This is a genomic window from Lysobacter solisilvae, from assembly GCF_016613535.2.
Classification (GTDB): domain Bacteria; phylum Pseudomonadota; class Gammaproteobacteria; order Xanthomonadales; family Xanthomonadaceae; genus Agrilutibacter; species Agrilutibacter solisilvae.
Genome location: NZ_CP071518.1, coordinates 2,503,041 through 2,515,852 on the forward strand (window position 1 = coordinate 2,503,041; position 12,812 = coordinate 2,515,852).

The following is a 12,812-nucleotide window of genomic DNA, read 5'->3' on the forward strand; positions in this document are numbered from 1 at the left end:
TGTCCGTCGGCAGCAGTCACCTCGAGGCTCTCCACGCCTGTTTCAGCAGCGGTGGAAGCTTGCGCGCTCATCGCGGGGCGGCGCCGAAATGGTCGAGCAGCACGAGTTCGCTGCGGCCGGCTCGGTAACCCTGGCGCAGTGCCGCGTGTACGTAGTCGGTTGCGGCCTGGCAGGCTTCGGGCAGACGAAGGCCCCGGCACAGGTTGGCGGCCACCGCGGACGCGAGCGTGCAGCCCGTGCCATGCGCCTGCAGGTCCAGGCGCGGGTGTTGGAACTCATGGGTGGCGTCGCGAAGAAACAGGACGTCGGTCACCATGGCCGCCTGGTCCAGCGCGTGTCCGCCCTTGAGCAGCCAGGCTTGTCCGTGTGACGCGACCGCGTCGGAGCCGGCCCGGCGCATTTCATCCAGCGTGCGCAGCGGGCGTTCCAGGAGGATCTCCGCTTCGGGAAGGTTGGGCGTGACCACCGTTGCCAGCGGGAGCAGGCGCGTACGCAGTGCGATCAATGCATCCGATTGCAGGAGCTTCGCGCCCGAAGTCGCCACCATCACCGGGTCGACGACGATCACCGCGGGCCGGTGCTGCTCGAGCGCATCGGCCACGGCGTGGATCACGTCGGCCGTGGCCAGCATCCCCAGTTTCACCGCGCCTATGTCGAAGTCATCGAAACACGCGTCGATCTGCGCGCGCAGGAAAGGCAGCGACGGCACTTCGATCGCGGTCACTCCGCGCGTGTGCTGCGCGGTCAGCGCGGCGATCGCGGAAAGGCCGTGGACGCCGTGCGCGGCGAAGGTCTTCAGGTCGGCCTGGATGCCGGCGCCGCCGCCGGAATCCGAACCGGCGATCGTCAGGGCGCACCGCGGGCGGGGCGTGTTCATGCGGCCACCGACTGCGGCGGGCTGCCGGACCCCTTGCCACGCGGAGCTGCACCGTGCGTGATGCGCTGCTGCCCTGCGCCGGAGGGCTCCATGCCGCGATATCCGCCCCCTCCGGCTGCAGCGGGGACGGGCGCGTGCACGCCCGCCCCGACGCGATGCCCATGGACCACCATGGCGGCTACAGCACCTCGGATGCGAAGTCCGCCAACCGCGAACGCTCGCCACGGCGCAGCGTGATGTGCGCGCTGTGGTTCCATCCCTTGAAACGGTCCACGGCGTAGGTCAGGCCCGACGTCGTCTCGGTGAGATAGGGCGTATCGATCTGCTCGACGTTGCCCAGGCAGACGATCTTGGTGCCCGGACCGGCACGCGTGACCAGCGTCTTCATCTGCTTGGGCGTGAGGTTCTGCGCCTCGTCCAGGATCAGCCAGCGACTGAGGAACGTGCGGCCGCGCATGAAGTTCAGCGAGCGGATCTTGATGCGCGAGGCGAGCAGGTCGTTGGTGGCCGCGCGTCCCCAGCTGCCGCCTTCCGGATTGTGCGTGAGCACTTCCAGGTTGTCGGTCAGCGCGCCCATCCACGGCGTCATCTTTTCCTCTTCGGTGCCGGGAAGGAAACCGATGTCCTCGCCCACGCTGACCGTGGCGCGCGTCATGATGATCTCGCGGTAGCGCTGCTGGTCCATCGTCTGCGCCAGGCCGGCCGCCAGGGCGAGCAGCGTCTTGCCGGTGCCTGCGGTACCCAGCAGGGTGACGAAGTCGATCTCGGGATCCATCAGCGCATTGAGGGCGAAGTTCTGCTCACGGTTGCGCGCGGTGATGCCCCATACCGCGTGTTGGTTGTGGCGGTAGTCGTCGACGATCTGCAGGATCACCCGGTCGTCGTCCAGCCGCGCGACCTTCATCTCGGCCTCTTCGTCGCCCGGCAGGTACAGGAACTGGTTGGGGTACCACTCGTCTTCCTCGTTGCGCCGGATCTCGTAGAAGGTGCGGCCCTTCTCGGTCCATGAACGCAGGTCCTTGCCGTAGCGCTGCCAGAAGTTCTCGGGCAGGGCGGTCGAGCCGGTATAGAGCAGGCTGAAATCGTCCAGCGCACGGTCGTTCTCGTAGTCCTCCGACTCTATGCCGGCGATCGAGGCCTTGATGCGCAGGTTGATGTCCTTGGACACGAACACCACCGGCACGCCGGGCTCGGCCTCCTTCAGCGCGAGGATCGAGCCCAGGATGTGGTTGTCCGGGATGACCGCGCCGAACCGCTTGCCGGAATCGAAGTCGCCGGTCTGGAAACGCAGGCGGCCGATGCTCTGCGCGCCGCGCAGCTGGATGCCCTGGGGGCGGTTGAGCGCGATGCCTTCGTTGATGGCACGCGTGCCCTGGTTCTCGATCAGCTCGTTGAGGAACCGGCTGACCTGGCGTGCGTTGCGGCTGGCTTCCGTGTTGCCTTTCTTGCCGTTGTCCAGCTCCTCGATCACCTGCATGGGCAGGTAGACATCGTGCTCCTCGAACTTGAACAGCGCGGTGGGATCGTGCATCAGCACGTTGGTGTCGAGGACATAGATGCGCTTGCTTCGGGTCATCGTGTGTTCCTGGGACGGAAGGGTGCAGCGGACGGGCACGGACAGGCCACCACGGTCCCGCAGGGCGGGGTGGCGAAGTGGCTGGAGTACGGGGTGGTCACTGGGTCGAGGCGGCCTTGAGCGCGTCGAGGACGGCCCTGGGCATGGCCGGTCACCTTCACCGGCCGCCATGACTCGCGGATGACGCCTGCGGGATCGATCAGGAAAGTGCTGCGTTCCACGCCGATGTAGTCCCGGCCGTAGAGCTTTTTCGGCTTGATCACGCCGAAGGCGTTGCAAAGTGTTTCGTCGGTGTCACTGACCAGCTCGAACCTGAAGCCCTGCTTGGCGCAGAAGTTCTGGTGTGAACGCAGGGAATCGCGGGATACGCCCAGCACGGTGGCATCGAGCTTGCGGAACTTGGGCAGCAGCGCGTTGAAGTCCAGGCCCTCGGTGGTGCAGCCGGGCGTGCTGTCCTTGGGATAGAAGTACAGGACCAGCCATTTCCCGCGCAGGTCGGCAAGACGCGTCGTGGAACCGCTGGAGAGCGTGAGGGGCAGGTCGGGAACCTTGTCGCCAACGTCTAGCATCGGGGTCTCGTCTGGGGGCGCCGTCCTGGCGCCCGATGGCCGCATCGATCAGAACTTCATCGGGTCCATGATCGCGTCGAGGTTAAGGTGATCACAGAACTCCAGGAAGTCATCGCGCAGTGCAGCAATATGCATGCTGGCCGGGACGCCGATGGTGACCTGGGCGGAGAACATATCCGCGCCGGTCTGCATCGCGCGGTAGCGCGAGCAGTGCAGGCTCTCGATGGTGATGCCCTGGCGGTCGAAGAAGTCGGCCAGCTGGAACAGGATGCCCGGCTTGTCGGCCGCCACGACCTCGACGACATACGGCAGCAGGTTCGACTGCACCTGCTTGGGCCCCGTGCGGTACCAGTTGAGCTTGAGGCCTTCCTCGCGCTCGAGCCGGCTCAGCATCGATTCCAGCTTGGCCACCGCATCCCACGGACCCACGGCAAGGGCGGTCACGGAGACATCACGTCCCACCGTCGACAGACGGGCGTCCACGAGGTTGCAGCCACTGTCCGTGATGCGACGCGTGACCGACAGCAGCGGGGATTCCGGATGTGTCGTGTACGCGTTGATCAGGAGGTGGTTTTCGTTCGGCGACGGCCGGGGGGAAATATCGGTCAAGGCGGCGCCTGCGGATGGGAGAACGGGTTGGGAACCGTGAACATGAACCTGTGCCGTCGCAGGGACGGCGCCGGGTTCAGCATACTTGCCCGCGGTTTCACGCCGCAAGTAACATCTGGATATTCGCGTTACCGGCCCGATGGCCGCACAATCCCTGCGGCGTGACGACGGATTCGCCTCCGACGCACCTGTCCAGTTCCACTTCCCAGAGCCTTACGACCTTGCGACTTTCCGGCAGCATCACCGCGCTGGCCACCCCCTTCAATGCGGCGGGCGAACTCGACCTGGATGCCTGGCAGCGGCTGCTTGCGCAGCAGCTCGATGGCGGCACCCAGGCCGTGGTGGTCGCCGGATCGACCGGCGAGGCGGCCGCATTGCTGGACGCCGAGTTCGACCTGCTGCTGCGCACGGCCGTCGAGTTCATCGCCGGCCGGATTCCCGTCCTCGCCGGAACCGGCCTGTCGAACACCGCCAAGACGGTCGAGCAGACCCGGCGCGCCGCCGTGCTGGGCGCGGACGCCGCGCTGATCGTCACGCCGCCTTACGTGCGCCCCACCCAGGCGGGCCTGGTCGCTCACTATCGCGCGATCGCCGACGATGGCGCGCTCCCGATCGTGCTCTACAACGTGCCCGGCCGCACCGGCAGCGACCTGCTGCCGGAGACCGTGGCCGAACTCTGCGGCCACCCGCGCATCGTCGCCATCAAGGAAGCCTGCAGCGAGCCCGAACGCATGGCCGCGTTGCTGGCGCTCAAGGCCGACGACTTCGCCGTGATCAGCGGCGACGATCCGACTGCATGTCGCGCGCTGCTGGCCGGCGCCGACGGTGTGATAGGTGTCGCGTCCAACGTGCTGCCCGCCGCCATGCGCTACCTGTGCGACCTGTCGCGCGCCGGCGATGCCGATGCCGCGACGGCCTGGGATGCGCGCCTGCAGGCGGTTTTCACTTTCCTCGGCGTCGAATCCAATCCGATCCCCATCAAGGCGCTGTTGTCGCTGCAGGGAATCGGCCATGGGCTTCGGCTGCCGCTGTTACCCCTGTCGGCGGGACATGCCGACCTCGCGCATTCGATGGCCTCGGCCATCCGCGAACTCGAGACCGCGAGCCGGGAACTGCTCGCGGCCTAAGTCACGAATCTCTGGAGGAATTCCATGCGTTCCAATGTTTCCCTGCGCCGCACTGCGGGCATCGTTCTGATCGTGGTCGCCGTGAGTGCGGTATCGGGCTGCAGCTGGTTCCACAAGCCGAACAAGCTGTATGCCGGGGACGCGCAGAGCCGTCCGCTGGAAGTGCCGCCCGATCTCGACCTGCCGCGCACCGACGCCGCTGTGCAGGTGCCGGGAGCCGCGGTGACGGCTTCGGGTTCGCCGACCACCGCGCCGACGCCGGCACTGGGCTTCCAGGTCACCGGTAGTCGGGACGAGGCCTTCAACCGGGTCGGCGATGCGCTGGCGCAGGTCGAAGGCCTGACGATTGCCAGCCGCGCCCAGTTGCTGGGGGCCTACGACGTCAGCTACATGGGCAGCAACTTCCTGGTGCGCGTCAGTGCAGTGGAAGGCGGCGCCTACGTGTCGGCCGTGGACCCGCGCGGCACCGCCGTGACGGGCGAGGGCCCGACGAAGCTGATCGGCGCGCTGAAGACGGCGCTGTCGGGCCAATAAGCTGGCCGGCCAAGAGCGCGGGGCCAGGGCGATACCCTGGCATCCGCGGGCATGAAAAAGGGCGCCGATGGCGCCCTTTTTTCGTTTCGCGCGTGCCTCAGCGCTCGAGCAGGTCGCGCTTGCCCGGCTTGCCTTCCCATTCCTTCGCATCGGGCAGGGCGTCCTTGCGGGTGGTGAGCACGGGCCAGCTCCTGGACAGTTCGGCATTCAGCGCGACAAACGCTTCCTGCCCGGCCGGCACGTCGTCCTCGGGGTAGATCGCGTTCACCGGGCACTCGGGCTCGCACAAGGTGCAGTCGATGCATTCGTCCGGGTCGATCACCAGGAAATTGGGACCTTCGTGAAAGCAGTCGACCGGGCACACCTCCACGCAGTCGGTGTACTTGCACTTGATGCAGTTCTCGGTGACGACGAAGGGCATGGCGGGGTCCGTGTGTCAGGCGGGGTCAAGTGTAGCCACTCGACGCGGCATCGGGGATGGGGCCGCGGTGGAGGGAGCAACAAAAAACCCGGCGCGGGCCGGGTTTCGTGTCTGGGGCCCTATCTCAAAATCAGGCCCCGCTTATGGCGCTCCCTACGGGATTCGAACCCGTGTTTTAGCCTTGAGAGGGCCACGTCCTGGGCCTCTAGACGAAGGGAGCAGAAAACGTCGCCTCCATGGCGGTCTGCTTCGTCGGTACTGTCGAAGCATCGCCTGCGAAAGCCGATCCTTCCGGTCATCCGGGGCCTGGTAGCCGAAGGCCACCATGATCCGGGTGCCCGGCGCCCAGGTAGCGACCTGAACGCGGCCTGCTAGTATAAGCAGCGCCATCGCCTCCGGCAATGGCGTCTCAACCGAATCGACAAGGACCGTGGCGAACTCGCCCGATGCCCGCTATCCAAGCCAATCCCATACTCCGGCTGATCCCCCGCGAGGAGCACAACGTCTCCCGCAAGGACATCAGTCCCAATGCCCTGCGCGTCCTCTACAGGCTCCGCGACGCCGGTTTCGGCGCGTTCCTGGTGGGCGGTGCTGTCCGTGACCTGCTGGTCGGGGGGCATCCCAAGGACTTCGACGTGGCCACCGACGCCACGCCGGAGCAGGTCAAGCAGCTGTTCCGGAACTGCCGCCTGATCGGTCGCCGCTTCCGGCTGGCCCATGTGGTGTTCGGCCGCGAGATCATCGAGGTCGCCACGTTCCGCGCCAACGCCGACGATGGCAGCGGTGATCGCGAAACCCACGAAGGCGGGCGGGTGCTGCGCGACAACGTCTTCGGCTCGGTCGAGGACGATGCGGTACGCCGCGACTTCACGGCCAACGCGCTGTACTACGCGATCGAGGATTTCTCGGTGCGCGACTACGTCGGCGGCTTCGAGGACGTCCGCGACCGGCTGATGCGGCTGATCGGCGACCCGGAAACGCGCTACCGCGAAGACCCGGTGCGCATGCTGCGCGCCGTGCGCCTGGCGGCGAAGCTGGATTTCCAGATCGAGTCGGCCACCGCCGAACCCATCCCGCGGCTGGCCCACCTGCTGTCCGAGGCGGCACCCGCGCGGCTGTTCGAGGAATGCCTGAAGATGTTCCTGACCGGGCACGCGGTCGCCAGCTTCGAGGGCCTGGAACGCCACGGCCTGCTTGCGGCGCTCTTTCCCGAAACGGCGGCGGCGCTCGCCTCCAACCGCAGCGGCGCCCTGCGCCGCATGCTGGTCGCCGGTCTGAGCGGTACCGATGCGCGCGTCGAGCGCGACGAGCCCGTGTCACCGGCCTTCCTGTTCGCCGTGCTGTTGTGGCCGGCGTATTGCCGATCCCTGGCGCAGCTCCAGCACGGCGGCATGCATGTCACCGAAGCCGAGCGCCGCGCCGCCGATCGCGTCACCGTGCACCAGTTGAACACGGTGGCGCTGCCACGCCGGTTCTCACTGCCGATGCAGGAAATCTGGCTGCTCCAGTCGCGCTTCTCCCTGCGGCAGCGCAAGCGCGTGTTCCGCCTGCTCTCGCACCCGCGCTTCCGGGCCGCGTTCGATTTCCTCAGCGTGCGCCTGGCCGCTTCCAACGAGCACGCCGACGACGTCGAGTTCTGGCGTGAAGCCCAGCAGCAGCCGGGCGACGTGCTGGCCGCACAGCTCGACGGCCATTCCGCGCACGACGAATCAGGCGAGGCCCCGCGCCGCCGCCGTCGCCGCCGTCGGAGCGGCTCGGCCGCAGCCGGCGAGTGAATACGCATACCGTCGCGCTGGTGGGGCTGGGGGCCAACCTCGGTGACGCCGTGGCCACGCTGCGGCACGCCTTCCAGCACCTGGATGCGATGCCGCACACGCGCCTGCTGCGGACTTCCAGGCTTTACCGGACTCCGGCCTGGGGCCGGACCGACCAGCCGGACTTCATCAACGCGGTGGCGATGCTCGATACGGCGCTGACCGCGCGTGAACTGCTGGACGCGATGCTCGACATCGAGCACGCGGCCGGACGCGACCGCGATACCGGCGATCGCTGGGGTCCTCGCACGCTGGACCTGGACCTGCTCCTGTTCGGCAATCAGTCCATTGATGAGCCGGGCCTGCACGTGCCGCACCCGCACCTGCATGAACGCAGTTTCGCGCTGGCGCCGCTGGTCGAGATCGCGCCCGATGCGATGATCCCGGGCATCGGGCCGGCCCGTGCCGCCCTCGCATCGATCGACACCTCGCAGCTCAAGCTCGTAGGCTAAGGACGCATGTACACGTCGACTCCCGCAGAAAAGCCCTGGACGGTGCCGATGCTCGCGCAGGCCAAGCGCGACGGCCGCCGGCTGGTGATGCTCACCGCCTACGACGCCAGCTTCGCGCGCACGCTCGATACCGCCGGCACGGACCTGATCCTGGTGGGAGATTCGCTGGGCATGGTCGTGCAGGGGCATGGCAGCACGCTGCCGGTCACCGTCGAGGCGACCGCCTACCACGTGACCTGCGTCGCCCGCGGCCTGTCGCGGGCGCTGCTGATCGCCGACCTGCCGTTCCAGTCCGACGCCACCCCCGAACGCGCGCTGGACGCGGCCACCACGCTGCTCCAGGCGGGCGCGGCGATGGTCAAACTCGAAGGTGCCGGCCACAAGCTGGAGGTCATCCGTTTCCTGGTGGAGCGCGAGATCCCGGTCTGCGCACACCTGGGCCTGACGCCGCAGTCGGTGCTGCGTCTGGGCGGATACAAGGTGCAGGGGCGCGACGACGCCGCCGCGGAAAAGCTGCGGCAGGATGCGCGTGCCGTCGCCGCCGCCGGCGCGGACCTGCTCGTGCTGGAATGCGTGCCCAGCAGCCTGGCCCAGGCCGTCACCGCCGACCTGGAGATTCCCACGATCGGCATCGGCGCCGGCCCGCATTGCGATGGACAGGTGCTGGTGCTGCACGACCTGCTCGGCGTGAACAGCGGACATCGCCGGCCGAAGTTCGTGAAGGATTTCCTGGCCCAGGGCGGCTCGATCGAGGGCGCCGTGCGCAGCTTCGCGAAGGACGTGCGCGACGGCAGCTTTCCCGACGCGCAGCACTCCTACGACTGAACCTTCCGCGCCGGCATGCTTCCGGCGCCACACGCACCGGATTGCCGCGATGATCGACATCGTCTCCGAACTGCCCACGCTGCGCGCGCGGGTGCACCAGTGGAAGCGCGACGGCCTGCGCGTGGCCTTCGTGCCCACGATGGGCAACCTGCACGCCGGCCATCATTCGCTGGTCCGGATCGCGCGCCGCGAGGCGGACCGGGTCGTCGCCAGCGTCTTCGTCAATCCCACCCAGTTCGGCCCGCACGAGGATTTCGGCCGCTACCCGCGCACCCCCGACGCCGATGCGCAGGGACTGGCCGTGGCGGGCTGCGACCTGATGTGGGCGCCGACCGTGGAGACCATGTATCCCTTCGGCGTCGACGGCGCGGTGCGGATCGCCGTGCCGGGCGTGACCGCCGTGCTGGAAGGTGCGCACCGCCCCGGTCATTTCGATGGCGTGGCCACGGTGGTGTCGCGCCTGTTCCATCAGGTCGAGCCCGACGTGGCCGTGTTCGGCCGCAAGGATTTCCAGCAGTTGGCCGTCATCCGTTACCTGGTGCGGGAGCTGTCCTTCCCGGTGCGGATCGTCGCGGCCGAAACGCTGCGCGAAGCCGATGGCCTGGCGATGAGCTCGCGCAACCAGTACCTGACGGCGGAGGAGCGGCCGGTGGCGGCGGAGATCCACCGGACGCTGCAGGCGATGCGGGAGGCCCTGTCCGGCGGCACGCGCGAGGCCGATGTCGAGGCCGAGGCCGTGCGGCGCCTGTCGGCGGCCGGATTCGAGGTCGACTACGCCGTGGTCAGGACGCCGGAACTGAATGCGCCCGCCGGCCCGGGCGGTCCCCGCGTGGCCCTGGTCGCGGCCCGGCTCGGGCGCACCCGCCTGATCGACAACCTTGAATTCGAGCTCTGATTTCGCCGCCCCGGGGACTGGCTGAACGAGTGCCCGCGGGACGTCCCGCTCCATGTTGCACCGCGCCATCGGCTGCTAGACTTTGCCCTTTCTCGCTGCCAGCCCGGCTGCCGGAGACCCTGATGCAACTCAACGTCCTCAAGGCCAAGATCCACCGCGCGAGCGTGACCCACGCCGAGCTGCACTACGAAGGCTCCTGCGCCATCGACGGTCGCCTGCTCGACATCTCGGGTATCCGCGAGTACGAGCAGATCCACATCTACAACGTCAACAACGGCGCCCGGTTCGTCACCTACGCCATCCGCGGCGAGGAAGGCAGCGGCGTGATCTCGGTCAACGGTGCTGCCGCGCACTGCGCCCAGCCCGGCGACCTGGTGATCATCTGCGCCTACGGCGTCTGCGACGAGGCCGAGGCGGCCAAGTACAAGCCGACGCTGGTGTACGTGGATCGCCACAACCACCTGACCCACACGAACCACTCGATGCCGGCCCAGGCCGCCGCCTGACCCGGCCGCGCATGGAGGCGACTACGCGGTTCGAACGACTCCAGGCCCACGCCCGCCGGCTGGCGGGCGAGGGTGTATCCGCCTCCGCCGACGCGGCGCGCGCCCAGGCGCTCGCGCTGCGGGTTGGCCCGGTCTACGCGAACTTCGCCCGCCAGTCCTACGACACCGCCGCGCTGGACGAACTGTTCGCCCAGCTCGATGCGCTCGACGGGGCCGGGCGGATCCGCGCCCTCTTCGACGGCGCGCAGGTCAACCCGACCGAGGGCCGGCCCGCCCTCCATACCGCCCTGCGCAGCAACCTCTCGCAGTCCGCCGCGAGCCGTGACGGGTACACCCAGGCGGTGGACGCGCGCCGGCGCATGGGCGCCATGATCCGCGCGCTGGCCCAAACGCCGGTGTCCGACGTGGTCAGCGTGGGCATCGGCGGCTCCGACCTGGGACCGCGCCTGGCGGTGGATGCGCTGGGCGGCGATGCGTCCCGGTTTCGCGTCCATTTCCTGTCCAATGTCGACGGCTCGGCCGCCCGCCGGGTTCTGGCCGGGCTGGATCCGGCGCGCACCGCCGCGATCCTGATCTCCAAGAGTTTCGGCACGCAGGAGACCCTGCTCAACGGCGCGATCCTGCGCGACTGGCTGGGCGACGATTCCCGGCTCTACGCCGTCACCGCCAATGGCGATCGCGCCGCGGCCGCCTTCGCGATTCCGTCCAGCCGGATCCTGCCGATGTGGGACTGGGTGGGTGGCCGCTACTCGCTGTGGTCCGCAGTGGGGCTTCCGATCGCCCTGTCCACAGGCATGGAGGCCTTCGAGGCGCTGCTCGAAGGCGCGGCGGCGATGGACGCGCACGTGCTCGACACGCCGGTACGGGCCAACCTGGCCGCCTGGCATGCGCTCACCGCGGTCTGGAACGCCAATGCCTGCCAGCACGCGACCCAGGCGGTCATCGCCTACGACGAGCGCCTCAGGCTGCTGCCCAGCTACCTCCAGCAGCTGGTGATGGAAAGCCTGGGCAAGTCGGTGACGCTCGACGGCCAGCGGGTCGGCTATCCGACCGTGCCGGTCTGGTGGGGCGGTGCCGGCACCGATTCGCAGCACAGCTTCTTCCAGGCGCTGCACCAGGGCACGCAGCAGGTGCCGATCGAGTTCATCGGCGTGGTCCGCCCCGACCACGGCCACCGCGCCAACCACGAGGCGCTGTTGTCCAACCTGCTCGCCCAGGCCCAGGCCCTGGCGACGGGGCAGGGCGACGCCGACCCGCACCGCCGCTATGAAGGCGGGCGTCCGAGCACGACGATCCTGCTCGATGCACTGACGCCGTACGCGCTGGGTGCGCTGCTGGCGATGTACGAGCACAGCGTCTACCTGCAGGCCGCATGGTGGGGCATCAATCCTTTCGACCAGTTCGGAGTCGAACTGGGCAAGCAGGTCGCCGACGCCCTGCTGCCGGCGATCCGGGAGGGAGCCGCGGTCGATGACGCGGTGACGCAGGCGCTGCTCGACCAGCTGCGCCGAGAGGACTGAGAGAACGGCTCAGCCCTGGCCGTGCCGCGCCAGGGCCCATTCCACGTGTTCGCGGACCACGGGATTGTCGCTGTCGCGACGGCTGCGCAGCGCCGCCACCACTTCCGGGGAACCTGGCGCATTGCCCAGCGCCACGGCGATGTTGCGCAGCCACCGCTCGTAGCCGCTGCGGCGGATCGCGCTGCCCTCGCTGCGCTGCAGGAATTCCTCCTCCGTCCAGGCGAACAGCTGGGCCAGCGTCGCGCGGTCCAAGTCGTTGCGCACGCGGAAATCAGGCTCGTCGCTGCGCTTGGCGAACTTGTTCCAGGGGCACACGAGCTGGCAGTCGTCGCAGCCGAAGATGCGGTTGCCGATCAGCGGACGCAGCGCCTCGTCGATCGATCCTTCGTGCTCGATGGTGAGGTAGGAAATGCACCGCCGCGCGTCGAGGCGGTTGGGCGCCACGATGGCCTGCGTCGGGCAGATGTCGATGCAGCGCGTGCAGGTGCCGCAGTGCGCGCCGGCGGGCACGTCCACCGGCAGGGGCAGGTCGACGTAGATCTCGCCCAGGAAGAACCAGGAACCGCCGTCCTTGTCGATCAGGCAGGTGTGCTTGCCGATCCAGCCCAGGCCGGCATTGCGCGCCAGCGCGCGCTCCAGCACCGGCGCCGAATCCACGAACACGCGGTGGCCGAAGGGCCCGACCTCCAGCGCGATGCGGTCGGCGAGCCGCTGCAACCGCTGGCGCATGAGCTTGTGGTAGTCGCGGCCCAGCGCGTAGCGCGCCACGTACGCGCGTTCGCCATCGGCCAGGTTGTGCCAGGCCTCGTCGACTTCCCGGCCGTAGTCCAGCCCCACGCAGATCACCCGCAGCGTGCCGGGCACCAGCTCGTGCGGCCGGGCGCGCTTGTCGCCGTGCCGGGCCATCCAGTCCATCGTGCCGTACAGCCCCTGCTCGAGCCAGTCGCGCAGGTGTGCCTCATCGGTGCCCAGCTCGACGCCGGTGATCCCGCAGCGCTGGAAGCCGAACTCGCGCGCCAGTTCGCGCACACGCAGCGCAAGCGCGGCGTAGTCCGGTACGGGCGTGATGTCGGGATCGGGCCTCATG

General features: G+C 68.6%; 13 protein-coding genes, 1 tRNA gene and 1 pseudogene. 8 read left to right on the top strand and 7 right to left on the bottom strand.

Translation table 11 applies throughout. The features are described 5' to 3' along the window. Positions 1–67 precede the first annotated feature (67 nt). The 4 genes and pseudogenes from thiD to I8J32_RS11120 all read right to left on the bottom strand — a co-directional run bounded on the left by thiD (position 68) and on the right by I8J32_RS11120 (position 3,631). Entirely contained in the window at positions 68–877 is an 810-nt protein-coding gene (gene thiD / locus I8J32_RS11105; protein ID WP_200612085.1) for a bifunctional hydroxymethylpyrimidine kinase/phosphomethylpyrimidine kinase, read from the bottom strand. A 178-nt stretch (positions 878–1,055) separates the two neighbouring features. Beyond that, a complete protein-coding gene (locus I8J32_RS11110) occupies positions 1,056–2,453 on the bottom strand; it encodes a PhoH family protein (RefSeq protein ID WP_200612087.1) in 1,398 nt (465 codons plus the stop codon). A 97-nt stretch (positions 2,454–2,550) separates the two neighbouring features. Beyond that, positions 2,551–3,022: pseudogene (locus tag I8J32_RS11115) on the bottom strand (peroxiredoxin). Between the two features lie 48 nt (positions 3,023–3,070). Beyond that, complete coding sequence (locus I8J32_RS11120; RefSeq protein ID WP_200612091.1) at positions 3,071–3,631, bottom strand: glycine cleavage system protein R; 561 nt, start codon at positions 3,629–3,631, stop codon at positions 3,071–3,073. Between the two features lie 221 nt (positions 3,632–3,852). Between I8J32_RS11120 and dapA the strand changes: the two genes are divergently transcribed. Continuing rightward, positions 3,853–4,758, top strand: coding sequence for a 4-hydroxy-tetrahydrodipicolinate synthase (dapA, locus tag I8J32_RS11125; RefSeq protein ID WP_200612093.1), 906 nt, complete (start codon positions 3,853–3,855; stop codon positions 4,756–4,758). Between the two features lie 24 nt (positions 4,759–4,782). Continuing rightward, positions 4,783–5,292 (top strand): hypothetical protein, encoded by a 510-nt coding sequence (locus I8J32_RS11130; protein ID WP_200612096.1) that lies wholly within the window; start codon positions 4,783–4,785, stop codon positions 5,290–5,292. 97 nt (positions 5,293–5,389) lie between these two features. Here the strand turns inward: I8J32_RS11130 and fdxA are convergent, their stop codons facing one another. Beyond that, positions 5,390–5,713 (bottom strand): ferredoxin FdxA, encoded by a 324-nt coding sequence (fdxA, locus tag I8J32_RS11135; RefSeq protein WP_200612099.1) that lies wholly within the window; start codon positions 5,711–5,713, stop codon positions 5,390–5,392. A 144-nt stretch (positions 5,714–5,857) separates the two neighbouring features. Further along, a tRNA-Glu gene (locus I8J32_RS11140) sits at positions 5,858–5,933 on the bottom strand. A gap of 226 nt (positions 5,934–6,159) precedes the next feature. Between I8J32_RS11140 and pcnB the strand changes: the two genes are divergently transcribed. The 6 genes from pcnB (at position 6,160) to pgi (ending at position 11,725) form a co-directional block, all read left to right on the top strand. Further along, on the top strand, positions 6,160–7,488 hold the full coding sequence (pcnB, locus tag I8J32_RS11145) for a polynucleotide adenylyltransferase PcnB (protein WP_200612102.1): 1,329 nt from the start codon (positions 6,160–6,162) through the stop codon (positions 7,486–7,488). Continuing rightward, entirely contained in the window at positions 7,485–7,979 is a 495-nt protein-coding gene (folK, locus tag I8J32_RS11150) for a 2-amino-4-hydroxy-6-hydroxymethyldihydropteridine diphosphokinase (RefSeq protein WP_200612103.1), read from the top strand. The genes pcnB and folK overlap by 4 nt, the downstream gene beginning before the upstream one ends. 6 nt (positions 7,980–7,985) lie before the next feature. After that, on the top strand, positions 7,986–8,804 hold the full coding sequence (gene panB, locus I8J32_RS11155) for a 3-methyl-2-oxobutanoate hydroxymethyltransferase (RefSeq protein WP_200612104.1): 819 nt from the start codon (positions 7,986–7,988) through the stop codon (positions 8,802–8,804). 49 nt (positions 8,805–8,853) lie between these two features. Further along, positions 8,854–9,699 carry a pantoate--beta-alanine ligase gene (panC, locus tag I8J32_RS11160; RefSeq protein WP_200612105.1) on the top strand — a complete coding sequence of 282 codons (846 nt, stop codon included), beginning with the start codon at positions 8,854–8,856 and terminating at the stop codon, positions 9,697–9,699. 122 nt (positions 9,700–9,821) lie between these two features. Further along, positions 9,822–10,205: an aspartate 1-decarboxylase gene (gene panD, locus I8J32_RS11165; protein WP_200612106.1), complete on the top strand. Its 384-nt coding sequence runs from the start codon at positions 9,822–9,824 to the stop codon at positions 10,203–10,205. A gap of 11 nt (positions 10,206–10,216) precedes the next feature. After that, positions 10,217–11,725 carry a glucose-6-phosphate isomerase gene (gene pgi / locus I8J32_RS11170; protein WP_200612107.1) on the top strand — a complete coding sequence of 503 codons (1,509 nt, stop codon included), beginning with the start codon at positions 10,217–10,219 and terminating at the stop codon, positions 11,723–11,725. Positions 11,726–11,734: 9 nt separating this feature from the next. Here pgi and queG read toward each other — a convergent pair whose 3' ends face one another. Further along, positions 11,735–12,811, bottom strand: coding sequence for a tRNA epoxyqueuosine(34) reductase QueG (gene queG, locus I8J32_RS11175; RefSeq protein WP_200612108.1), 1,077 nt, complete (start codon positions 12,809–12,811; stop codon positions 11,735–11,737). Between the last annotated feature and the right edge of the window lies 1 nt (position 12,812).